The sequence below is a fragment of the Stieleria mannarensis genome, from assembly GCF_014154935.1.
GTDB classification, from domain to species: Bacteria; Planctomycetota; Planctomycetia; order Pirellulales; family Pirellulaceae; genus Stieleria; species Stieleria mannarensis.
In genome coordinates, this window is the sequence record NZ_JACEHH010000020.1 from 19,335 (window position 1) to 44,718 (window position 25,384).

Sequence of the window (25,384 nt, forward strand, 5' to 3'; positions counted from 1 at the left end):
CCCTCCCCGCGTCGTCGCTCACTCCTCCGCGACCCTCCCAGAGGGAGGGTGAATGACAGGATTGATGGTTCCACCTCTTCACTTGATGCCACTGGCGTCGCACTTTTGATACCAGCCTCCTGATAGGCCCCCGTCCCAAGAGTCCTCCGCAATCGGGCCCGATGACGTGACACGACGCGACGAAACACCGAATCTGGAGCAGTATCGTCGGTACCTGAGAGTGCTAGCGGACATGCAGCTGAACCCGCGTTTGCGGTCCAAGGAGGACGTTTCCGATGTCATCCAGTCGACGCTGCTGCGGGCACACCAGGATCTGGACGGGTTTCGAGGATCCACGGAGGCTGAACTGCGAGGCTGGCTGAAAACGATCTTGACGCACACGTTGATCAATCTGGCGAAGAAGTACCAAGCGAAAAAGCGCGACATTCGCCTGGAACGCTCGATCGATCAACAGTTGCAGGAATCCGCGATCCGGATCGTCGGCGAGCTGCCGGCCGAGCAGACGTCGCCCAGCCAATCGATGATTCGCCAGGAACGTGCCGAGCAGCTTGCCGACGCCATGGCGACGCTGCTGGAGGATGAATACACCGCGGTGATGCTCAAACACGTTCACGGCTGGAAGGTCGCCGATATCGCAACGCACATCGACCGTTCCTCCGAAGCGGTCGCGGGCCTGCTTCGCCGCGGGTTGAAGAAGCTTCGAATCAAATTGAACGCGGCGGAACACCATGGCTGAAGCGAACGACAGCCCCGATCGCGAAGAGGCCTTTGATCGCATCGTCCATGAATACTACCGGTCGATCGAAAACGGAGAATCGATCCCGCGACAGGTCTTCATCGACCGGCACCAAGAGTTCGAGCAAGAGCTTCATTCGTTCTTTGCAGACCTGGATCAATTCGACCAAGCGGTCGAGGACCGCGAGGTGACATCCGACGACGCGATCGACGCCACGCAAGCCACGCCGCTCAAGCGATCGCCCTTGGATCCCCGCGTCCCGATTCGCTACATCGGCGAGTATCGCGTTCTCAGCGAGGTGGCTCGCGGCGGGATGGGCATCGTTTTCAAAGCACGCCAAGAATCGCTTCGCCGAACGGTCGCGTTGAAGATGATTCTGAGCGGTCGGCTGGCCACCGATGCCCAGGTGGAGCGGTTTTATCGCGAAGCGCGGTCGGCCGCGGGGCTGAAGCATCCACATATCGTGAGCGTGCATGAGATCGGCAAACATGACGGTCATCACTACTTCACGATGGATTTCATCGAAGGGGAGAGTCTGGCCCAGACCTTACATGAAGCCCCTTTGCCGCCACGTCGCGCCGCCGAACTGGTTGCCACGCTGGCCGACGCGATTCATTTTGCGCACCAGCGAGGCGTGCTACATCGCGACCTGAAACCGGCCAACGTGCTGCTGGATGCGGAAGGGCAGCCGCACATCACGGATTTCGGCCTGTCCAAGCAGCTTTTCGAAGGCGACGCTGACCGGGGAGAGATCACGCACTCGGGACAAATCCTTGGGACGCCACGCTTCATGGCCCCCGAGCAGGCGGCGGCCGAACACGGTCGAATCGGTGTCCCGAGCGACGTCTATTCACTCGGCGCGATCCTCTACACGAGTCTGGTCGGTCGAGCGCCGTTTGTCGCCGAGTCGACGGTTGAAACGATCCGTCAAGTCATCGAGAAAGACCCCGTCCGCCCCGGGCTATTGAACCCGGCCGTGCCAAAGGATCTGGAGACCATCTGTTTGAAGTGCCTCCAGAAGTCGCCCGAATCCAGGTATCGCAGCGCCTCCGACCTGGGCGACGATTTGCGGCGTTATCTCGACGGGCACGCGATCAAGGCCAAGCCGGTGAGTTGGTCGGCTCGGGGTTGGAAGTGGTGCAAGCGACGCCCCGAGGTCGCGACCTTAGTAACGCTGCTGGTGGTCGCCCTGCTGACCGGTTTGGTCTCCGTCGGTTTTTGGTGGCAGATCGCCGAGCACCGGCGAGCCGAGGCGGTGGAGGCGACCGCCCAGGCGAAGCAAAACCTGTATGCGTCCTACATGCGTGAGGCCGAAGCGACGCGTCGCGCGCGGCAGAGTGGTTATCGCGGGCGGGTCCTCTCACTGCTGCAGGCGGCATTTCGTCTAGAAGGCGTCCAAAAAGACGAGGGGCGGATTCGACAAGAAGCGATTTTGTGCTTCGGAGACTTCATCGGAAATCAGCCGACGACCGTTGAGGGCCCGGCGCTGGCCCAATCGTCCGGTGCGGCAACGTTTTTAGACGACCAACGGATCGCGGTCGCGGTCGCCGGCGGTGACGTCGTGGTGCGGAACGTCACCGACGGAAGTGAACAGTCACGCGTGTTTCGGATCGGAAGGAAAATTCTCGCGATGGCCATGGCCAACGGTGGCACGACGATTCTGATGGTCGATAAAGACACGCTGGAACGTTGGGACCAACAACAGGATGACACTTGGACTCGACAATGGGAAATTCCGGCGGCGTATTCCAGTCACTATATGGACCTTGACGTCGCGGGAGATCGGATCGCACTGATCGATCGGTTTCAGATCCGGCTGGTCGGACTTTCCGATGGTCAACCGATCGGCAGCCTGAAGCCTCCGGAAGGCTATGATTTTCTGTACCGCTCGCACGGCTTTCTGACCACCGCGATCAGCCCGGATCGACGCTACGTGGCGGCCGCCGATGCGCCCGAATCCGTCTTCATCTGGGACACCGTGACGGGCGAGTTGGTCGACCGGATCCGTGCTCCGGGAGCAGGGATCCCCAATGTCCGCTTCTCGACTGACGGACAGTTCCTGGTGGTCGGATCGGACCAGGGGTTTGCAACCTACCGCAGTGACGATTTTTCGCAATGGTCCGTGATTCAGACCGACCCGATTTTCAGTTTGGCGGTCAGCGCCGATGCCACGCGGCTGATCACCGTGACCGAAGTCGGGGCCGTGCATTTATGGAATTTGCGGACACAACGGTTGATCGCGACGTTATCGCATCCCGGTGCTTTGCCGTTCGGTTCCGCAGGTTTCAGCCCCGGCGGGACACGCGTGTTTTCGTCCGGCGCCGAACGACTGCGGATTTGGAATCTGGCCGATACTCCCGAACGCATTGTCTTGTTGGGGCACCAACAACCGGTCGGTTGCGTCGCGTTTCACCCCACCGCCGACGTGTTGGCAACGGGCAGCCAAGATGGAAGCGTAAGATTCTGGGATTCCAAAGCGGCTTTGGTAAGGTCGCAACTGACACTCGGCGAACCGGTCAAGTCGATCAAGTTTTCCGTCGATGGATCGCTGGTTGCCGCCGCCACCTCTCGATCACTTTCTGTTTGGCAAGACGGAGACGACGGCAACCTGACCCCCGTGTTAAAGCTCAATCGAAACGGTCCGGCGTTCAACGACATCGACTTCAGCCCCGATGGAAAATGGTTTGCGTCCTGTGGCCCCGACGGGATCTATCTTTGGCAGATTCAACGCGTCAAAGGAGCGGTGGCTAAACTTTCGTTAACGCGGCGAGCGTCGACCTTCGGCCAATCCATCATCTTTGACCGCTCGTCGAAGTACATCGCGGTCAATGCCAGATTGCTATTCGGATGGATTGATGTGTCCGATCCCAACTCCACCCCACGGACGATTGCCACGCGGATGTTTTCCAGCAATCTGGTCACTTCCACGTCGGATCACACGGTGTTGGCTGTTTCCGCCAGTGGGGCGCTGGTGCAATGGGATCTGGAAAATCAGCAATCAGAAGACCAAGCAATCGCTGAACTCGGCCGCTTGAGTTCCCCTGTCATCGCGATCGCCCCCTCCAGCGAGATTGTGGCGGTCCAGGCCAGTCACAGAAACGTGCGTTTGTTGGATCTGAAGACACGTTCGATGATGTTCGATCTGGCAGACGAGCACGCTTCGATCAACTCGATCACTTGGGATCCGACGGGGTACCGTCTGGCAATCGGGCTGACCGACGGCAGCGTCGCGATTTGGGATCTCGCACGCATTTCGGAACAACTGGCCTATGCCGGCCTTCCATCCGGGGTGGATCGATTCGAATTGCCCGGCGGCGATAAAGTCAACGCCGCTGCCGTGCCCCAGATTTCGAAGCAGGTGTGGCAGTCCGACAGTGGCATGTTGACCGATGAACTTCAAGCGAAAAAGTATCTGGCAACCTGGGGAATCGAAACGCGGCAGAAGACTTCAAAGGCAGACGAGACACCCGTCGACGGTTCGCTGGATGAATCGATTTTTGAAGCGATGGCCCAGTGGCATGGCGGGGCGAGCCCGCATGGGGCATTCGCACTGGGGATTCCTGCCGTCCGCTTCGCCCCCTTGGCAAACCAACTCACCCGCGCCGGGTACGGCCTGTCATCGATTTCACCGGTCTGCAATGACGGCCAGATGGTCATCTCTGCCGGTTGGCAAGCCGGTCAGTTCGATGTGGTTTGGGAACTGGACATGAGCGCGGAAGAACTGAACCAAAGGCAGCAAGAGATGACCGGTTGGGGATACCATCTGGTCGATGTCGGCGGTTACGTCGACGATCGCTCGGAAGCGTCCGCGCGGTTTTTCGGACTCTGGCGAAATGACCAAACGGGCACCGCAACTCAGTCGTTGGTCCTGAGCCAGACCGGTCAGCAATCCAATAAAACCTTTTACGACAAGATGGATGACTACGAACCCATCCTGCGACAATGTTATTACGATGCCGACAACCAACTTCGTTTCTGTGAACTGTGGGAACAATTCGATCTGCCGGCGCTAGAACCATGGTTCGCCTACGCCAATTCAAGGGACCAGATGTCCAACGAAATCAGGCGGGCCCGGATGGACCGTTATCCCTGCCGATCGTTCAAGGTGTCGCGGTCACGTGAAGGAAACGAAAATTTTTACTCCGGTGTCTGGCGTGGCGACGAACCGGGCATCCAAACGCGGCTGATCTTTGGCGAATCGCCTCGCACCGTTCAGTTGGTCGGCGCGGAAATGCTGCGCAGTGGATATCGGCCACGTTGCGTCTCGATGACCGCTTCCCGCGACCGAGCCCCCGTCGCTGCTGTCGTTTGGGAAAAACCGACAACGCTTCAAAATTAGTCCGCTCGATCGGTACAGCCTTACTGTCTAATGAACTGCGGCACGTTCAATCAGGAGCAACGGGCACGGGCAGATGTTGGTGTCTAGCCTTTCGGCGATTCCCCGTCGCTGCTTCACAGCGATATCGGGCGGCGAAAGCTTGCACACCAGCGGTTACGGTTTTCCCCATGGCTTGTCTCCCTGCCGTTCGAATCAGGAGTTTTTCGCAACCATCGGAAGCACGCCGTCTTCCCCGTTTTCGGCCGAAAACCATGAAACGCATTTGTTTGCGAGACTCGATTGCACAAGATTTATTGCTCAGCGGCGTGACCGTGGCCTCGGCGATCATGCTGATGGCCCTGTCGACGCTTCCATTGAGTGCCGATGAGCGAGCCGAAACGTCCGACAAACCGTCACAGAAATCGATTGAGGCCGATTCCGTCCAGGGCGAAGCGGACACCTCCCACGGACCGATCGAACCGCCACGATCGGTCGACCTTCTCGACGCCGAAATCGACGTCACGGATTCGCCACGACCGACGTCAGAATCAACATCGCCCGAGGGCCCCGCCGCATTGATTCGTGAACTGAGCGATGCGGACTTGGCGGCGTTGGCACGTGGCGAGCAACCAACCGCGGCGCTCGTCAAGCAGCTCGAGTTGACCGGGGCCGACCTGCATCAGTTGCTGTTGGACGAACTTGCGGTACGTTTGAGCAGAGATCCCCGGACGACGCCCCAGCCGCGTTTAAAGCCCGCGGCGGTTGTCGATTCAAACGACCAATCACGAAAACCGTCTCCGCCGGATCCCGACGTCGATCAAGGGGGCGACCAGCGAGACTTGTTGGATCAGGGGCCGGTCGAAGTCCAGTTACAGGACGTCATTGTCCAGGCACAACAGGGGACACCGGCCGGAGCCGTCGTGATTGAACTGGTTTATGCCGAAGGACATGGGCCGATCTTGTTTCCGGACCAACCCTTGTTTTTGGTCGAAAAACAAGGTCGTGCGAAATACGCCGCCTTTGACGTCAGCTACCAGTCGTCGTCGCAGCGCTTGCCGTTTGAAGTCGAACGCATCGAGGCGGCGTTCTTGGTCAATGGTCAAGCGCCGCTGGAAGTCAAGTTGATGACCCGCGACTCGGTGCTGGTTGAGCGAGTGGATGTCAATCTGATCGGCCAAGTGTTGCCGCTGGCATCGCTGAAACGTCGATGGTGGAAATCATTTTCGAAAGTCCCCGAAGAACTCGGCAGCGACCAAAAACAACTCCGCAGAACATTGGCCGCGGTGCTGGCCAGACGCTACGGATTGGCGAGTCCATGGCCGGTGCCGCAAAACGACACCGATCAAGAAGCGAGTGGGTTGGAAGCACAATTCGAACGCGCCGTCGGAATGTTGTTCGGGATGGAATCCGTCAAATTGGCTATGCAGGAGGATGTGACGCTGCGTGAATCCACGCGTGCCGAAATTGCCGACCAGCGCGTACCGCCCAAACCGCGGATGACGAGCGTGGTGATTCCCCCGTTTCCTGACATCGTGATCGAACCGATGGCGATGCATGTCCCCCAAGAATGTTTCTATCTGCGGACGGGAAGTTTGGACAATTACCAAAGACTGCGTCAGTTCCTGACCGGATGGGGCGGCAGCCTCAGCGATGTGGTCGACTCGAGGTCAGTGGTGCGACGAACTCGGGACAAGGTGGAGTTTCAACTCGCCTTGTCGCCGGAGCAGACCGCATCGGGCGACTTCGATCCACTGGTTTCTGACATGGCCCTGATCGGTTGTGATCCACTTTTCCGCGACGGCGCGGCACTGGGCGTTGTCTTTGAAGCAACCGACAGTTTTAAGCTCGCCGATGCAATCAAGCGACAGCGGCAGCAGATGCTCGGAACGTTCTCCGAAATCTCCGAACGTCTGCTGAACGTCGCCAATCACCGCGTGTCGCTGCTTTCGACCGACGACAACCGGGTGCGTTCCTTCTACGCGATCGACGGGAACTACCATCTGGTCACGAACTCGCAATCTCTGCTGGAACGCTTTTTCCAAGCCGGACGCGGCGACCGGTCGTTGGGGGCGTTGCGTGAGTATCGCTACGCCCGGCGCAAAGCCGATTCCGCCGGACATCAATTTGCCTTCCTTTACCTCTCCGATCCATTTTTCCAAAACCTGGTCAGTCCGCACTACCGCATCGAACTGACCCGCCGGTCGCGTGCGGCGCGGGAGCTTCAGCAATTCCAGTTGGCGAAGCTGTTGGCGAAATCGGAGGGCATTGATAAGGCCTCGATCGACGGACTGGTCAAAGCGAAACTGCTGCCGCGAGGATTTGGCGATCGCGCCGATGGCAGTCGACCGATCCTGGTGGACGATCGCTTTCGAGACTCACTTCGCGGCGTCCCGGGGGCATTCCTTCCCATTCCGGACGTCCCGATCGACAAGGCGACGCGCAGTGAAGTGATCGCCTACCGAGGCTTTGTGCGCCAGTACAACCGAGAGTGGCGTCGCGTCGATCCGGTGACCATCGTCTTCACCGAAAAAGAAAACGCTGCCCTGGGAATGCGCCGCCTCGGTATCGAAATCATCATCACCCCGTACGCGCGGCAGAAATATGCGCTGCTGGAACGTCATCTGGCCGATCCCAAACAACGTCGATTCGCGGCGGATGACCGCGACCTGTTGAGTGTCGACACGGCGGTCAGGATCGGACGCGGCGGCCCAGCGCATCTGCTTTATATCGGGCTGCGCGACGATCAGGTTGCCTTCGAAATGAACGATGGGCACGTCAGGCTACTTGACCAAGAGCAAGACACAACGTTTGCCAAGCTTCGATCGTTTGGTGTGATCTCGCCGCCGAGCACCGAGATTCTGCGGATGCTCGCTTCGGTGCTGCTCAACGGCCAGCCGTTGCCAGAGCGCGCGACGCCTCGCTCGCCACCTCCGCCGCCCCGTTCACTGCTGCCCTGGTCGACCGCGGCGCTGCCCTTCGGATCGCCTCCCACCGGGCAACTGTTCTATTACTTTGCCTGGGGCATTGCCAATCTGCCTCCCGGAGGAGCCTCCGCGGCGAAGTATTTGAAGATGATCGAAAGCCGTGATGATTTGACGACCGTCGCGATGCAGCCGGACCTGCGCGACGACGTGTTTCGCGGTATTTCACTTGAAAACATTGCCAACCCGCCCAAAGTTCGACTGCGGATGCGACCGCTTTCCGGGGCGAAAATCGAACCGTACATCCAAGCGTACACGTACCTTTCAACGCGCCGGACTTCCTATCAAAACGCGCGGTTTCTGGCCGACCTCACCGATTGGCTGGACCTGCCGACACCGGAATCACAAGAGGTCATTGAGAACCTGTTGAACGCCAAGATCGCTTGCCCGCTGGGCGGCGCGTATCAAATGGAGTCAGTCGCCGGGCGCGCCGATTGCGTCGGCACCGCCTGGAATGAACCAAGTCTGTACCAAATAAATCAAACTCCCCAAACGTGGAAGTTCCCGTTCCTGGATTGGCTCCGCGCGATGGACCTGCGCTTCGATCTGGACCAAAACACGTTGCACGCCAAGGTCGATTTGACGGTCCGAGCGGATCGAGTCGGTGTGGATCAGGTGAAGGTTGCTTCGCAGTGACCGCGTCATCAATCGCCAGTTGATCCCAATTCGTAGAATTGTCGAAACACTCGATTGCGGGCCCAAGTGTGTAGACACCAACGCCCTGCCAGATGGTTACATCCAACCTTCCATCGTCATTCGAATTGATACTTCGCGTACGGGCCGGTGGCAGAGTAGATTTCTGCGGAAGTCAGACGCGGGACGTCCCAGATTTCTTGCTGATTGTACCGGGCTCGCATGGCCAGGAAATTGGACCGTGCGATGGCGTAACGCCATTGCGGTTGACCGGTCTGACCGCGTGCCTCAATCAGCAACAGCGCCTCCGGGTCGGTGGCTTTGGCCAGCGCGAACAGCCCGCCGTCGATCACGTCGGCAGCTTGACTTTGGTAGCGGAGCAGCGGTTGGGATAACAGCCGCAGACGGGTTTGCGTGCCGTCTTTCTCCGTCATTTCAAAATCGAAACGCTTTGCCAGCCCCCGCATCTGGACCATGCGTTGTGCAGCGGTTTGGCCCGGCGGCGGTGCGTCGGGAATGGGGTTCCAAGTCACGCCGGGTGCCGAAGTTTGCCAGTTTTTCTGTCCCGGACGTGTCGCCGTGATCGGCCCGCCGGCCAACGACTGGAATTCGTGGCTGCTGTGGGTGAACGGCCGATACCATTTGTAGAACGACGCGATCGCAAGCGGGCGGCCGTGATGCGTCCAGATGTAGACGCCGCCGTAGATCTCTCCGACCAATGGATTCGTCCAAGTCAGCACGGCTTCCTCGTGCAACTGAAGCGACTCGCCGTCGGCGGAGATCGAGTATTCGCGGGCGATTTGATCGGCCAGCGTTGCGAATGCCGCCGCATTGTCGGCCTCCTGGGCCGAACCAGCCGATCCGATGAAAACCGAAACACAAACCGCCGCTGCCAAGAGAAGTGGACGCATCGTCGTTGCCTGCATCGAGGGATCGTTGTGTCAACGACCCCAGAATAAGACAATACGTCTGAACTTGCAACCGTTTTGTCTCCGCGGGTAGCGAAACTCTTGGCGAGTTCCGCTACGGGAACGCCGGGTGGGGCGGCGGACTATTCGCTCAATTCCAATTCATCGAGGGTCGGCGTCGGTGCGTCGGCGGGCACGAACTGCTGGTCGGGAACGACCGCAGCGTCTTGCATGATCAACCCGCCGCCGCTGGATTGGATTTGGGACGGATCGAAGGAGCGGCGCGTCACCGGCGGGGTCATCGTCACTTCGGACGGATCGCGGCGCGGCGTCAGGAATAAACCTTTCTCATAGGCATCACGTTGTGCACCGGCTCCCCACGCGCCCTCGGCGAGTTGGACCTGGTTATAGGCCAACAACGATCCCTTTTCGCGGTGCAGGTCGCGGATGGCAAGGTTGTAATCGGCCAAGGCTTGGTAGAACGCGACTTCGCTTTGCACAACCGACCGTTGGGCTTGCAGCAAGAAGTTGATGTTGTCGGTACCATCCAGGTAACGACGCACCAACACGTCGACTTGACGCAGGTCGGCCTGGTAACGGTTGTAATTGGTTTCGACCAGCTGATGAGTCAATTCGACGTTCCGCGCGGCATCGGAAAGATCGTGGCTGATCCTCAACTCGGTTTCGGCCAAGACGGCACGTTCACGCTGCAGTTGCAAATTTGCATTGGCGACCGCGGCACTGGCCTGTCGGAGACCGACCGGAAGTGTGAATTCGACACCGGCTTGCCATTCTTGGAACTCACCGTTGAGGATGGAGGAACTGAGGCCGTCGAAGCGTCCGTCGTCGATGTCGCCGAGCAGGTTGTCGCCCAAGCCGCGGTAGCGATACAGTCCGACGAAGTCGAGTTGCGGTCGCTTGTTCAGCCGCGAGGCGTAGAGTTCAAACTCACGCTGCTTCACTAAGAATCGTTGCCGCCGGATTTCGACGCGACGCTGAAGGGCTTGCGACAGGGTTGAGTTCCAGTCGAAGACGACTTTCGAATCGACGGGGTCAGTGGTCGGTTTGATCAGCTTGCCATCGGAGGCCGGCATGCCGAGCAGGTAGCGGAGTTTCTGTTCGGAGGCGTACAACCCGGTCGGTCCGCCCAACTGATTCTGAACGCTGGCTTCGAATTGATAGTACTGCGATTGCGCTTGCGCTTCTTCGTCCTGGCGTCCGGCACCGACGTCCAAGCGGACCTTCTGGTACTGGTAGGTTCGCAGCGCCGACTCACGCCCTTTGATATTGGCTTCGAGCAAGCGATAGGCGGTGGAAAGATCCCAGTACGCTTGTTCGACATCGGCGACCAAACCGACGATGGCGTTTTCGAAATCGGCAAGCGCGACGTCTTCGTTGATCCGCGCGATCAAGACACCGTTGTAAACGCCCGGTACCTGGCTGGATCCGACGATCCGGTTGTATTGCAGTCCCGCCCCGCGAAGAATCGGCTGTCGCCACTCCGCTTCGACCCAGCCGACGAAGTCACTGGAGAATTCACGGTTGGGGTTGTTGTTGCGGGTGTAGTCGACAGAGTGGCGGATTGTAAATCGGGAACCCAAGGCGGTCTTCTTGGTGAGTTCGCTGTCGTACGCCGCCGATGTCCCTTCGTCGACTTGTCGCTGGAAGACCTGGGTGAAAGGGTTGATCAGAACGTTTCGCGGGGCGTCCGTACCGAACCAGCTCAATGAATTGCTGTATTGTGCGTCAAAAGCGGACAACGCCGCTTCGACTCCCTGGGCCGACGAGGCGACTTGACCGGGGTCAAAGACCGTTTGCGCCGTCGCGGCGTTGGTGACACTGGCCCCCAATGACCGGATCACCGGGCTGTCCCGCATCGCCATCGAAACGGCTTCTTGCAGTGACAGTTCCAACGCGGGAAGTTTCGAGGGGTCTTCCAGCGAGTGCGGCGCTTCGGCGGCATCGGCGGCGATCGTCACCGCGGTGGCACATTCGGCCACCTCAGGATACTCAATCGACATCCCCACGCCGCGATGATAGGACGCCGTCGTGTCGTGCGGCCCGGGCCCGATTCGATCCCAGACGTGGCAGCCGACGCTTGCCGGTAGCGTGGTCGCGATGGTCATCGCCGTCACGAGATTTCGCAGAAGTCGACGTTTGCTAGTCGTGGAACGCGTGGTGGATCTGGTCATCAATGTCTGCCGCGTAGGATGGCGAGTGGCCGGCGATGCCTGAAATAATCCGGACGAGCCCGCCATCGGGTCGAATTGGTGTTTGTCCTATCGACCATCCGCACGGCAAAACTGGAACAACCCGACCCTGAAATCACGCCGGGCCATCGACACAACCGGCAAACTCCGACAACCGATGTCAAACCAGAACGGTTCTGCTGGTCATAACAGTGTCGATTTCGTCCGCGGCAAGCTGTGGGCCGGGCGGCCCCCCAAATCTTGCGCCGAGCGTTCGCAACGAAGCCGACAACAGGGAATCCTGTAGAACAATTGCCAACGTGCCTGCAAGGTCACGATCGTTTTGCAAGCAAACTCCACCGCCGAGCGTCGCCACTCGCTCGGCATTGTCGAACTGGTCGAACGCCAGCGGGCGGATGATCTGTGGGATTCCGGCGCGCAGGGCTTGCGACGTCGTGCCGATCCCGCCGTGGTGCACGATCCCGCCGCAATGCGGCAACAGTTTTCCCAGCGGCATATAGCCCGAGGTGCGTACGTTGTCGGGCAACTGCGACGGAAAACAACTCGGATCGCCGCTCAGCAACAATCCCGGTCGGCCCAGTTTCACGCATGCATCGCAGGCTTGGCGAAAGAACTGGTGCGTGTGCCAGTTGGCCGACCCGGCGGTGAACACGATCGGGCGATCGGTCGGCGGATCGGCGAGTTCGTCGCCCCCATCACGCGGCGGCCCGTCCGACAACGGAAACCCGACGTGTCGAAGTTGCGGCAGCACACCGACGGTCGATGGAGCGAACCAGTCCGGATAACACGCCAGGACGCGATCCGGCGACAGCCACCAGCGGTGCATGATGCGGCGGACCGGCCGGAGTCCGTGCTCGCGTCGAATTCGATTGATCGGCCCGGCAAGCAGCGGGTCCAAGATCACTTTGTCGCCCAACCAATAAGCCAATCGAAACGTTCGCAGATGCCGCGTCGGTTCGAAGCGCCAGGGCGTTAATCGCGCCGGTTGCTCGGGGGTTCGCAACATCACCGGTGCCAGATGCACGTCCACCAGCGGAGTCGTCGGATCCAGATCGCGAAAGATCCGCGAGGAAAAGTCCAGCGGGTGGGCCACCAGGATGGTTCGCCCCGGACGATGTAGCGATCGGATCAGATCGAAATGGGGGCGGAGAAACTCTGCGGCGATCCCGCCGATCACTTTTCGCATCCCACGCAGCAGCGTCCAGACCGCGGGGTCGGCCAGCATGTCATCGAACTGTTGCCGGTCGATCAAAGAATATGGCTGCAGGCCCGCCGCTTCGGCCAGTTCCGCATAGGGCTGGGCCAACGAGATCGCAACGTCGTACCCGCGTCGACGGAGCTGCACGCCGATCGCAAGCATCGGGTTGACATCGCCTCGGGAACCGGGCGCCGAAAGGATGGCCAAGGGGCGATCGGACGAGGTGTTCAACTCGGATGAAAATGTTTGGGTGATCGGTCGGCCTGGCAACGAGGTCGTGCGGTTTTTCAAATGAACCCTCCTGGCAGGAGGGTCGAGCGCAGCGAGGGGCATACGCATCAAGTTAAGAATGAACCCTCCCTGGAAGGGAGGGTCGAGCGCAGCGAGGGGAGGGTCGATTGGTGGTATTTGAGTGATTCCGAGCCACAACCGACCCTCCCCGCGTCGTCGTACACTCCTCCGCGACCCTCCCAAAGGGAGAGTGAAGTCGTAAACGCATTTGGCACTAGCGATCGATTTCGTATTCGGTGAGTTTCCGGTAGGCGGTGGCGCGGCTAATCCCCAGCAACTTGGCGGCTTCGGGAACGCTGCCGCCGGTCCGTTCGAGTGCCTTGGTGATCAATCGCTTTTCCCACTCGTCGATTCGAAACGTGTCCAGTCGACTGATGCCGGCATCGCGCAAACCGAGATCGTCGGGTTGGATTTCATCACCGTCGGCCATCACGATTGCGCTGTCGATGACATTTCGCAGTTGCCGAACATTACCGGGCCACATGTATTGCCGCATTCGGTCGCGTGCCGCTTTGGAAAGTTTCAGCTTGGCACGGCCGTGCTGCATGCGGAAGTGTTCGAGGAAATAGTCGATCAGCAAGTCCAAGTCGTCGCCCCGTTCTCGCAGCGGCGGCAGCAACAGTTCGAACACGGTTAAACGATAGAACAGGTCTTCGCGGAACCGTTTCTCGCGGACGAACTCGGCCAAGTCGCGGTTGGTCGCGGCGATCACGCGGACATCGACGTGGACTTCCTGGGTTCCGCCGACCGGCAAGAATGGATGACCTTCGAGAATTCGCAACAACTTGGCTTGCCCCTCCAACGTCAACTCGCCGATCTCATCGAGAAACAGCGTGCCGGTATGGGCTTGTTGGAACCAACCCTCGTGGTCGCTATCGGCACCGGTGAAGGAGCCTTTCTTGTGTCCGAACAGTTGGCTTTCAATCAACTCGGACGGAATCGCGGCGCAGTTGACGGTCAACATCGGGCGTTTAGACCGCTTGCTGCTGCGATGGACGGCACGGGCGACCAGTTCCTTGCCACAGCCGCTTTCCCCGCGAACCAAGACACATCCGTTGGCCGCCGCGACACGGGTGATCTTTTCTTTCAGTCGCAGCATCACGGGGCTTTCGCCGATCAATTCATCGGTGTCGGCGTTTCGTTTGGCAATCTGTTTGGCCTCGACACGCAATTGATCGTGCTGCAGGGCGCGGTCCAAACCGACGGCCAACAACCTCGCCGCCGCGATCGCCAGTTCGAAGTCGATTTCGTTGAACGACGGCCGGTTGCGGTAGAGATGCAGGATCCCAATGTTCGCTTCGTTGGTGTCCAGCGGGACGTAGATCGCATCGGACCAAACCGACTTTGCCGGCAGTTTTTCTTGCAACTCCTCGTCCGAGGAGCGTTTGTCGTTGACCCAGATGGCTTCCCCACCACCGACGACGCGGCGGAGGATGCCACGGCTGACTTTGACCTTGTCGACTTCGTCACTCGGTTCGACCTTGTGCGGGCGTTGGCGACCGTCACCGCCGTCAAAGGACAGTCCGACCGCATCGGCGCTGGTCCGGTCGCGGAGCAATTTCAGCACCGAATCGATCACTTCGTCCGGGTTCTCCAGCCGCAGCATCGAAAGGCTCAGCAGGTACAGGTCAAACAGATAGCCGGCGTGGGCGACATCACGCATCGGGTCGTCGGTCGAACGGGTGTCGATCAACGAGACGTCTTGAACGATCGTCTGGAACGCGTCGTCCAACTCGGCACTGTCGGAAGACGGATCGATGAAACGCATTTCCGTTCCGCCGATCGTCAGCACACATTGATCGGCGATTTGCGCCGAATCGATCTTTTGGCCGTTGACCAACGTCCCATTGCGGCTGCCCGTGTCACGGACCTGCCAGCGATCATCCTCGTAGAACACGACCGCGTGAAACCGGCTGCAGACCGGATCGGACAGCATGATTTCGCAGCTCGATCCGCGACCGACGTGCATCGGTCGTTGCGGGTCCAACGGGTAATGGCGGCCCTTCTCGGGCCCGGTTTCAACCGCAAGGTACGCGACCATGATTCATTCACGTCGTGGGGCAACATTGGCAACCGGCCGAAAGCGATCTTCGCCTTCCCGCCCGGCTACCCCCGCCATCATAGCCAGAATCTCATTTTAAGACTAGAGAGATGAGAGTCCTGGTGCTGCGCTCCCGTTGGATAGTTGGGTTCATGGGGGGGCGCGAACCCACGGATGTTGCGCGGTCGGGGATCCGCGGGTTCGCGCTGCTATCCGTGGGCAATCAATCACCTTCTGGTGGTGGTACAGGCCGCCAGAGAGATTTGCGAAAACCCTCGAGGATCAACGACTTAAAAACCGCATACCCTTTGACAGAGAGTGTGCCTAAATGGGTAGCCAAGCAGCAGGCATCCAAGCGACCGGCCCGTCGATCAGCCGCTGGACCCCGCCGCGGTCTCGGCGGGTGCTTCCAGTACACCCCGGCAGCGTCCCCAGACCATCACGCCTTCGACGACCATCCAAACCTGCAGTGCCAGGATCGAAAATCCGAAGGTCGTCAACACGACGTTGCCCGCGGGCAGCCAGTTGTAAAACAGATCGTAGGTGATCGCCCAGGCCGGCATCAACAGCATGATGAACATCGGGATCATGATCGATGCCAGCGGTTTGCTGCGGCGGGCCAAGAAGATCAATGCGACCATCAGCGCCAGTCCGGCCAGCAACTGGTTGGTGGCTCCGAACAAGGGCCACAGGACCAAGCCGCCTTTGCCGGGGCTTTCGCCGGCGAACACGGCGATGGTCAATCCGACCGCGACGGCGATTCCGGTCGCCACGTACTTATTGGCCAGCGGTTTGGCACCGGCCGAAAGCGCCAGTTCGCTGATCACGTAGCGTTGCAGCCGAGTGGCGGTGTCCAGCGTCGTGGCGGCAAAACAGGCGACCAGGACCGCCATGACCGCGATCGCCAGCCGCAGCGGTAACCCGAGTGCGGACAAAAAGTTCGCCCCGCCGTCGACAAACGCCCGCAGCTTCTTGGCCAGGTTTTGCTTTTTCCAACCCGCATCGGGCTCTCCGTCCGCCCCGGTTCGATAGTATTCCCGCCAGGCCTGATTGCCGGAAACGTCGGCACGCTCGATCGTGACCACCGACCGTCCCGCATCACCGGTCATCGTCACGCTGCGATTGAGCGGCCCCATGCCCACGCCGGCCGAGCAAGCGAGGATCACCAACACCGCCAACATGCCTTCCAGCAGCATGCTGCCGTACCCGACCGCCTGGGCGTCGCTGGCTTTTTCGAGTTGTTTACTGGTCGTTCCGCTGCTGACCAAACAGTGAAACCCGCTGCAGGCTCCACAGGCGATCGTGATGAACAGAAACGGAAACATGCTGGGCGCATCGGCGGGGACTTCGCTGGCAATCATCGGTGCCGAATCGGTCAATTGGGCTTGTCCGGTCAACGACGCCAGCCCCAAGCCGCCCAACAACAACGCCAACGCCACGAACAGCTGCAAACTGTTGATGTAGTCGCGCGGCTGCAACAGCAACCAAACCGGCAAGACCGAGGCGATGAAGGCATAGATCAACAGCGCGATGGTCCAGACAACCGTCGGCGTCCAGAACAGGCTGTCGCTGGGCAGGTAGGGCGTCAGGTCGATCGGCAGGTGATACGCGCCCAAGTAGACGGCGACGTACAGCACCGCCAATCCGACCAGGCTGGGAATCACCAACCCGCCGCCGCTGCGATAGCGCAATCCGATGATGACCGCAATCGGCATCGCGATCCAAACGCTCAGCACCGATTCGGGATAAATTGCAAAGATGCTGGCGATCACCAATCCGAACACCGCCAGGACGATCGACAGTGCGAGCGAGAGCACGATCAGGAACAGAACTTTGGCGCGGGGTGAAATCAACCGGCCGGCGGCTTGCCCGATCGTTTGGCCTTTATTGCGGATCGAGATCACCAGGGCGGCCAGATCATGGACTCCCCCGATCAGGATGGATCCGAAAACGACCCACAACAGCGCCGGCAACCAGCCCCAAAACACCGCCAGTGCCGGTCCGACGATCGGTCCCGTGCCGGCGATACTGGTGAAATGGTGGCCGAAAACGATTGATTTCCGCGTCGGGACAAAGTCCACGTCGTCGCGGCATTCCTCGCTCGGCATCGTCGCGTCGTCGCTCAGCCCGAACAGCCGCTTGGCCAACCAGCGGCCGTACGTGTTGTAGGCAACGACAAATCCGACCATCGACAAGACGGCGACAACAAGAGTGCTCATGGGGGGATGCGTCAGGGGGGAAGGATGGCGGGATAAGGCCCGCGAGGGCAATTTCAATCGAATCCGCCGAGTCTAACCGATCGGCGACGGTTTGTCGTTTCCCGATACCGTCAATTGCACCCACACCGGGGCGATTGCAGCCCCGGTCGCGGCCCGTACCATGGCCCGTACCATGGAACAGCCGCTGACGTGGTCCTATAATCCCCAACCCATTCGCACGAACCATCTCTGCAGGAGTTCTCACACGGTGAGCAACGAGATCGAAAAAACCATCATCATCGGCAGCGGACCTGCCGGCTGGTCCGCCGCCATCTATGCCGCTCGGGCGAACCTGAATCCGGTCGTCTACGAAGGGACCGTCAAACCGGAGATGATCCCGCTGGGGCAATTAGCGTTCACGACCGAAGTGGAAAACTTTGCCGGTTTCCCCGCCGGTGACATCCGCGCATTCGTCGAATCGGCCGTGGACAAGGACCGCCATTGGAACTTGCCGCCGGTCCCCCAAGGCCACGAGCGCGACGGAAAGCCGCACTATGCAGTCCAGGGCGTCGAACTGATGGAATTGATGAAGCAGCAGGCGCTCAATTTCGGGACCCGCGTGGTCGGCGAAGACATCGTCAGCGTGGATTTCAGCGGGCCGGTGAAAAAGTTGACCACCAGCGGCGGCGCGACGGTCCAGGCCCACACGGTGATCATCGCCACCGGCGCCCGGGCAAATTACCTGGGGCTGCCCAGCGAAGAGGAGTACAAGAACAAGGGCGTCAGCGCCTGTGCGGTCTGTGACGGGGCCCTGCCGATCTACCGCAGCAAGCCGCTGGCGGTCGTCGGCGGCGGTGACTCCGCGGTCGAAGAAGCCACCTATCTGGCCAACTTGAAAGGCGCCGACACGATTTACTTGCTGGTCAGACGCGACGAAATGCGGGCCAGCAAGGTCATGCAGGAACGCGCGATCAATCACCCCAACATCGACATCCAGTGGAACACGGTCGTCGAGGAAGTCCAGGGTGACGGCAACCTGGTCAATAACCTGCGTGTCAAAAGCACCGTCGACGATTCACAACGTGACTTGAAAGTCGGCGGCATGTTCGTCGCGATCGGGCACACCCCCAACACATCGTTCTTGGAGGGAGCGGTCGATATGAACGACAGCGGCTACATCCGCTGGACCAAGTCGTTCCGCACGAACACCTCGGTCGACGGCGTGTTCGCCGCCGGCGACGTCGCTGACGACTACTATCGCCAAGCGATCACGTCGGCCGGAACTGGTTGCATGGCTGCCCTGGACGCCGAACGCTACCTGGTCGAACTGGAATAGCCCATCTCTCCAAGTACGACGGTCCCTTCCGGGCCGTCGCGGTTGCTTGCATGATTCCGCAGGCAGTCTTGGGAGTCGATGTAAAACTCTGTGAACTCGAACAGTTGTGACACTGTTTAAACGATCCTGGCTCCACTCTCCCCCGAAAAACTGGCGAGCTCCAGCGAGTCAGTATTGAGTGAGCCGTAGGCGCTAGCCTCGGGCCTTATAGCTAAAGTAACGGATAGCGCGGCGCCCGCGGCTAGTGCCATCGGCTCAGTTTTCACTATCCCACCCCCGGCCTGGCCTGATGAAAATTGAGTGGCGTCTGATACTGGTGAACCGACAATGATTGCAAATTGCAAAATGAACACTGCAAATTGCAAAATGATTTGAGCGACGATTCCCGGCAAATTTAAATTTTGCAATGAACAATTTGCAATCGAGGGATCCAGCAGAATCGTTGAACGTCCCTGAACCTACCCAACCTTCCAAGTTCCGTTGATTTTCATCAGGCCACCCCGGCCCCTCTCCCCAAAACAGATCGCGGTCAACGTGACTCTGTGATCAATCTCTTTCGCGCGATCTGTTTTGGAGAGAGGGGAGCTATTTTTGACAGGAGTGTCTGAGTTGATTTGGACGGGATCCACCTCACACATCGGCCCCATCTTCGGCTATATTCCGCGGGTGAATCCCCCCTCCCGCCTCATTCTCTGTAGTCGCCTCATCGATGACCGATCAACCAAGCCCCGTTTCCGACGCCCCGGCTGCGTCCACTCCCCAAGTCAGCGAGAAAGTGCTCGCCGACCGCAAACTGTTGCTCGACGCACAGGAGAGCGGCAAAACGCTTTCGACCTATGTGCGTTTGTCCGGTCCGGGATGGTTGCAGGCGGCGATCACGCTGGGCGGCGGCTCCTTGGCCGGCGCGCTGTTTTTGGGGGTCCTGGGCGGGACCAGCATGCTCTGGTTGCAACTGCTGGCGATCACGATGGGCGTGATCATGCTCTCGGCGATCAGCTACGTGACCTTGTCGACCGGGCGGCGGCCGTTTGAAGCGATCAACAGCGAGATCAATCCGGCGCTGGGCTGGGGATGGATCATTGCCACGGCGATGGCCAACATCATCTGGTGCATGCCGCAGTTTAGCCTTTGTTACGACGCGATCGACAAGAATTTGGCCAACCTTGCCGGCGGTGGTGGGCTCGGCGATGCGACCAGCACCAAGATCATCGTCACGATCGTCTTGTTTCTCGCCGCCGGATTCGTCGTGTTGCTCAACACCAAACAGGGTCGGGCGGCCAAGCTATTTGACATCGTGCTCAAGTCGCTGGTCGGCATGGTCGTGATCTGTTTCTTCGGTGTCGTGGCGCTGCTGGCGATCAACGGAGAACTGGAATTTGGCGGCATCCTGGCCGGATTCATTCCCGATCTGTCACAGTGGAACAATCCCGCCGGTGAAATGACGTCCGTCGTCGCCTCGCTGGGGCAAACCGAACAAACCTATTGGACCAGCCAACTGGTTTCCACACAGCGGTCGGTGATGATCGCCGCGGCGGCCACCGCGGTGGGGATCAACATGACATTTCTGCTGCCGTATTCCATGCTCGCACGGGGCTGGGACAAACCGTTCCGCGGCTTGGCCCGATTCGATTTGTCGACCGGCATGGCGATTCCTTACGTGGTCGTGACCAGTTGCGTCGTGATCGCATCGGCATTTTCGCTGCACAACAAGATCGACGATTCCTTGGCCAGCAACGATTTGGCCACCATGCAACAAAGTCCCTATTACAACGGTGTCGAACCGATCCTGTTGGGACGCGTGGACCATGAATTGGGCGCCGAAGCGGCCGAGTCGATGTCGATGGACGAAAAGCTAGAACGTGTTGCGGCCCTGAGCGTCGAAGAGAAACGTGTGGCATTGTCGCTGGTCAAGCGAAACGCGTTTCAATTGTCCGGCACGCTGGAACCGCTGCTGGGGCAATCGCTCTCCAATCTGGTCTTCGGACTCGGCGTGTTCGGAATGGGATTCTCGACCATCGTGATCTTGATGTTGATCAACGGCTATGCGTTCCGTGAGATGATGGGGCAACCCGACGGCGCGGTTCCGTTTGTGATTGGGTGTCTGGTCGCAGGACTCAGCGGAGCGACCTGGTGGTACCTGTGGGACGGCGAAGCGAAGTTCTGGCTGGCCATTTTTGCCAGCACGTTCGGGATGATGCTGTTGCCGATCGCCTACGTGACCTTTTTCCTGATGATGAACAACAAACGAATTCTCGGAGCGGAAAAACCGACCGGGGGACGCATGGTGGCCTGGAACGTCCTGATGCTGTTTGCGGTCATCGGGGCCACCGTGGCGGCCGTTTCGGCGATCAGCGAAAAAGCCAACGATCCGAAATCCTTCCCCGTGATCATCGGGTTGATCGTGGTCTACGGGATCGCGGTCGTCATCGGTTTTGTGAAGAAACGTGGCGAAGCTGTCGCGGGGTAAACTCAGGCTGGGCAGTCGCCAGAAGGACGTAGCCACGCTCGCCAGAGCGTGGAAAACGCCGCGAATCCACCTTCTGGCGAAGACAGCTACATTCGCACGGCGATTCACGATGATGGCGGCGGCAAGCGACGCCGCTTCCTTTCGGAAACGGATCACATCGATTATTCTGGGCGGGTCAACATCCCGCCTGTTTGGTCCCACCTGCGAATTCCAGAGTGAAAATGAAAAACGTCGTCCTCTTTGCGGCTGCCTGCTTCACCCTTGCTTCTTCTGTCAGTTTCGCCGAAGACTGGCCCCAGTACCGTGGGGTTGCTGCCGATGGGAAATCGGCCGAGTCGATCGGCAGGGCGGACTGGAGCAACGGACCGAACGTCGTTTGGAAGACCCAAACCCCGTTGGGCTTCAGCTCCTTTGCCGTCGCCGAGGGTCGACTGTTCACCGTGATCGCGACCGACGGATCGGAGGTGCTGTTGGCACTCGATGCGACCTCGGGTGATGAGCTGTGGCGACTGCCGATGGGCAGCAGCGAATACGAACAGGGCGGCGGAAACGCGGGTGCGGCAGGCAACAAGGGCGGCGACGGTCCCCGGTCGACCCCCTCGGTCTCCGAGGGCAACGTCTACGTCTATGACTCCTACATGGTGCTCCGCTGTGTCGATGCCGAAACCGGAAGCTTGGTTTGGAAACAAGACATCATCAACGACTTCGCCGGCCGCAACATCAAGTGGCTGAACGCATCGAGCCCGCTGGTCGATGGCGACGCCGTGTACGTCAGCGGTGGCGGCGCGGGACAAAGTTTCCTTGCCTTCAACAAGAACGATGGCCAGCTGATCTGGAAAAGCGGTGATGAAACCATCACCCACGCGACGCCATCCTTGGCGACCATCAACGGCAAAAAACAACTGGTCTACTTTGTGCAATCGGGTCTGGTCGCAGTCAATGCCGCGACGGGCAGCGAGCTTTGGCGGACCGAATTCCCATTCAGCGTCTCCACCGCCGCGTCGCCGGTCATCGAAGGTAACCTGGTGTATTGCTCTGCCGGCTACGGCGTCGGTGCGGGGTTGTTCAAGATTCAAGGTGGCGGCAAAGTCGACGAGGTGTGGTTCAAGGCGAACGAGCTGATGAATCACTGGAGCACCCCGATCGTGCACAACGGACACCTGTACGGGATCTTTGAATTCAAAAAATACGGCCGGGCGCCGCTGCAATGCGTCGAACTGGCGACCGGGGAAATCAAGTGGAAAGAATACGGGTTCGGCCCGGGCAACTGCATCTTGGTCGGCGAAAAGCTGGTCGTGTTGTCCGATGCCGGTGAAGTCGTGATCGCGGCGGCCAGCCCCGATGCCTACCGTGAACTAGCTCGAGCCGACGTGCTGAGCGGCAAGTGCTGGTCGACACCGGCCTACAGCGACGGACGCATCTACGTCCGCAGCACCGAAGAAGCCGCCTGCATCGAGATCGGAAACTGAGGCGGCAAAACCAGCCGCTCGGCACCCCATCATTCTGCCCCGTATCATTCTGCCGTCCATCGTTTTGCCCCTACTCTCCCGTTCCGACCGTCTTTAATAGGACGTGGCGGCTGGTTGGGGAGGTAGGTAGATTTTGGAGTTAGCGATTCGATCGGCATTTCGGGCCGGTTCGCGTTCATAGGGCGCGTTGCACCGTCAGTCCCCCTTGGCCGCGTCGATCAAGAAATCGATCAACTTTTGGCTGCGGAAGAAACCTTCCCAGAAATTGTGGCCTTGACCATCGACGCGTTCAAGCGTGATCACGGATTCGTTGCCAACGGATTGGTACGCGGATTCCAACACCGCCGAATTCCGCTCGATCGGAACCACGCGGTCTTCGGTGCCATGGATCACATAGACCGGGATGTCCGCTTTGGCGATCACGTCCAGATTCTTCGCAGGGTTCAGCTCCCGCTGTCGCTGCTCCATCGCCTCCGGCGTGACTCCATAGACCGCGGCGGCGCGGTCAACGCCCGGATAGCTGGTGTAGTCGAGCACCGGGTAAATCCCGCCGATTGCCGCGACGCGCTCGGGACGCTCGATCGCGAACCGGCTGACATACAATCCGCCGCGGCTGCGGCCCAGCAACGCCGGTTTGGTGCTGTAACCTCGTGAGACCATTTCGTCGTACAGGGCGTCAAAGAAGGGTTGGCTATGCGGGCTGCCGTAGGCTTCCCCGACGTCGATTCCCGCGACCGCGATGCCGGCGTCGAGAAACTGCTGGTGCATCCACTGCTCGTGCTTGTCGGGGTAGCGCGACAATGCGGGGGCGTAAAAAATCCAGGGCTTGCCGAGCTTGGACTTTGCCGGCGATTCGGGTTTCATTACAAACGCGTGACGGTCGGCGACAAAGAAGGTTTCTCCGCCCGGCAACACTTGCGCGCGTTTGATTCGACCGTCTTGTTGGGCCTTGGACATCACCTTGTTTTGGCGAGCCAGATCATTGGCCGTTCGTGGTTGATTGTCGAGATCTTTCGAGGCAAGTTTGATCGAATCGGCAAGCTGCTGTTCCCAGGCTGCGACCAATTCAGAAAGCTTGTCGGCGTGTGGTAACGCAAGGTCAACCGACTCGATTCGGTCGTTCGAAAGATCGTACAGCTCCCAGGGTTCGCCGATCGGTGAAACCGCTTTCCAGCGGCCTTGTCGGATCGCCCGATGTCCGTCGTGATACCACCAAAGCGTTCGCTCGTCGGCCGAGTGATCGCCATCGAGGTCTGCCAGAAAGCTACGTCCCGGCGCCGCTGGGGCATCATTCGGGTGCGTCGCGCCGGTCAACTCCAATAGCGTCGCGGCAACGTCGATGACATGTTGGGGATTGCGCCGATACTGGCCTTTGTCCTTGATTCGCTTGGGCCAGGAAACGATGAACGGCGTCGCGATGCCACCTTCGTGTGTCCATGTTTTGTGGCGGCGAAATGGCGTGTTGCAAGTCGTCGACCAGCCGGGCCCCAGACAAAGGTAGGTCAGTGCCGAACCCATCGGCTGATCGGGATCGTGTCCGTCGCCACGGACCATGATTTCGGCGCTCGCTCCGTTATCGGACAGAAACATGATGATCGTGTCGTCCCAGCAGCCCATCGACCGGACTTGATCCAAGACCCGTCCGATGGCGATGTCCATCCGGTGCACCATCGCCGCATGGATCGCCATCTTGGTCGCTTGGAACGATTTTTGTTCGTCCGTCAATTGATTCCACGGAACGGGGCGATTGATTTCTCCGTCACCCAGAATCTCGAAGGCTTCGGGGAAATGATACGGAGGTCCGAGGTCACGCTCGACCGATGAAACGCGATTGGCGGTTTCAGGATCCAAAATCCCCATCGATTGCATCCGTTGCCAGCGTTGTTTGCGAATCGCATCCCAGCCGTCGGTGTAGGTGTCGGCGTAGACCGCGATGTCTTCGGGCAGAGCGTGCAGGGGGAAGTGGGGCGCGGTGAAAGCCAGATACTGAAAGAACGGCTGGTCGCCGTGTTGTGCGGCGTGTTCCTTTAGGTTCTCAATCGCGTCGTCAGCCATCGAGCTGGTCAGGTATTCGTCGTCACGAAACTCCAACGGCCGCTTGGGTTTTCCGTTGGCGTCCAGCTTGGGGCTGAAGTAGCGGCCCACTTGATTGAGTGACGTCTTGTCGAAACCGGACTGGGTCGGTGTGCGATCGATATGCCATTTGCCGGTGTGGTAGGATCGATAGCCGACTTGCGACAGCATTTCGGGAAGCAGCACGGCCCAATCGGGGCGCAGGCCACGGTTGCCGCCGCCACTGGGGATGCCCGGCAAAAAGTCACGTCGGATCTGTTGGGCATAGTAGCCCGTCAACATCGACCCGCGTGTCGGCCAACACCGCCCGGTGTTGTAGAACTGGGTGAACCGTAATCCGCTGTCCGCCAATGCATCCAGGTTCGGTGTCTGGATCTCGCCGCCGTAACATCCCAGATCCGAAAACCCCAAATCGTCGGCCAGGATCAACACGATGTTGGGACGCTTGGTCGATTCGGCTTTGAGGGTAGTCGGAGACAGGAACAGGGTGAAAAGGAAGGCAGTTGCGAGCACAGCGTGTGTCGC

General features: G+C 59.6%; 12 protein-coding genes. 6 read left to right on the forward strand and 6 right to left on the reverse strand.

Features of this window, described 5'->3' with window-relative positions:
* Window positions 1-166: 166 nt before the first annotated feature.
* The 3 genes from H1B37_RS14850 to H1B37_RS14860 all read left to right on the forward strand — a co-directional run bounded on the left by H1B37_RS14850 (window position 167) and on the right by H1B37_RS14860 (window position 8,671).
* Window positions 167-736 carry a sigma-70 family RNA polymerase sigma factor gene (locus H1B37_RS14850; protein ID WP_182867451.1) on the forward strand — a complete coding sequence of 190 codons (570 nt, stop codon included), beginning with the start codon at window positions 167-169 and terminating at the stop codon, window positions 734-736.
* Window positions 729-5,075, forward strand: a complete 4,347-nt coding sequence (locus tag H1B37_RS14855; RefSeq protein WP_182867452.1) for a serine/threonine-protein kinase — start codon at window positions 729-731, stop codon at window positions 5,073-5,075. Before H1B37_RS14850 ends, H1B37_RS14855 begins: the two co-directional genes overlap by 8 nt.
* Window positions 5,076-5,326: 251 nt before the next feature.
* A complete protein-coding gene (locus tag H1B37_RS14860; RefSeq protein WP_182867453.1) occupies window positions 5,327-8,671 on the forward strand; it encodes a hypothetical protein in 3,345 nt (1,114 codons plus the stop codon).
* Between the two features lie 116 nt (window positions 8,672-8,787).
* Here H1B37_RS14860 and H1B37_RS14865 read toward each other — a convergent pair whose 3' ends face one another.
* From H1B37_RS14865 to H1B37_RS14885, 5 genes are all read right to left on the reverse strand, one after another.
* A complete protein-coding gene (locus H1B37_RS14865; protein WP_182867454.1) occupies window positions 8,788-9,579 on the reverse strand; it encodes a hypothetical protein in 792 nt (263 codons plus the stop codon).
* 140 nt (window positions 9,580-9,719) lie between these two features.
* On the reverse strand, window positions 9,720-11,702 hold the full coding sequence (locus tag H1B37_RS14870) for a TolC family protein (protein ID WP_286177777.1): 1,983 nt from the start codon (window positions 11,700-11,702) through the stop codon (window positions 9,720-9,722).
* A 244-nt stretch (window positions 11,703-11,946) separates the two neighbouring features.
* Entirely contained in the window at window positions 11,947-13,275 is a 1,329-nt protein-coding gene (locus tag H1B37_RS14875) for a glycosyltransferase (RefSeq protein ID WP_182867456.1), read from the reverse strand.
* A 214-nt stretch (window positions 13,276-13,489) separates the two neighbouring features.
* The gene (locus H1B37_RS14880) at window positions 13,490-15,316 is read right to left on the reverse strand and encodes a sigma 54-interacting transcriptional regulator (protein WP_182867457.1); all 1,827 of its coding nucleotides are present in this window, start codon (window positions 15,314-15,316) and stop codon (window positions 13,490-13,492) included.
* A 371-nt stretch (window positions 15,317-15,687) separates the two neighbouring features.
* Window positions 15,688-17,535 (reverse strand): carbon starvation CstA family protein, encoded by a 1,848-nt coding sequence (locus H1B37_RS14885; RefSeq protein WP_182867458.1) that lies wholly within the window; start codon window positions 17,533-17,535, stop codon window positions 15,688-15,690.
* A gap of 247 nt (window positions 17,536-17,782) precedes the next feature.
* Here H1B37_RS14885 and H1B37_RS14890 point away from each other — a divergent pair, with 247 nt between their 5' ends.
* From H1B37_RS14890 to H1B37_RS14900, 3 genes are all read left to right on the forward strand, one after another.
* Window positions 17,783-18,850, forward strand: a complete 1,068-nt coding sequence (locus tag H1B37_RS14890; protein WP_353620846.1) for an NAD(P)/FAD-dependent oxidoreductase — start codon at window positions 17,783-17,785, stop codon at window positions 18,848-18,850.
* Between the two features lie 709 nt (window positions 18,851-19,559).
* On the forward strand, window positions 19,560-21,317 hold the full coding sequence (locus tag H1B37_RS14895; RefSeq protein WP_182867459.1) for a divalent metal cation transporter: 1,758 nt from the start codon (window positions 19,560-19,562) through the stop codon (window positions 21,315-21,317).
* Between the two features lie 221 nt (window positions 21,318-21,538).
* The gene (locus H1B37_RS14900) at window positions 21,539-22,786 is read left to right on the forward strand and encodes a PQQ-binding-like beta-propeller repeat protein (protein ID WP_182867529.1); all 1,248 of its coding nucleotides are present in this window, start codon (window positions 21,539-21,541) and stop codon (window positions 22,784-22,786) included.
* Between the two features lie 195 nt (window positions 22,787-22,981).
* On the opposite strand, the gene H1B37_RS14905 is transcribed toward H1B37_RS14900, so the two are convergent.
* The gene (locus H1B37_RS14905) at window positions 22,982-25,372 is read right to left on the reverse strand and encodes a sulfatase-like hydrolase/transferase (RefSeq protein WP_220498212.1); all 2,391 of its coding nucleotides are present in this window, start codon (window positions 25,370-25,372) and stop codon (window positions 22,982-22,984) included.
* Between the last annotated feature and the right edge of the window lie 12 nt (window positions 25,373-25,384).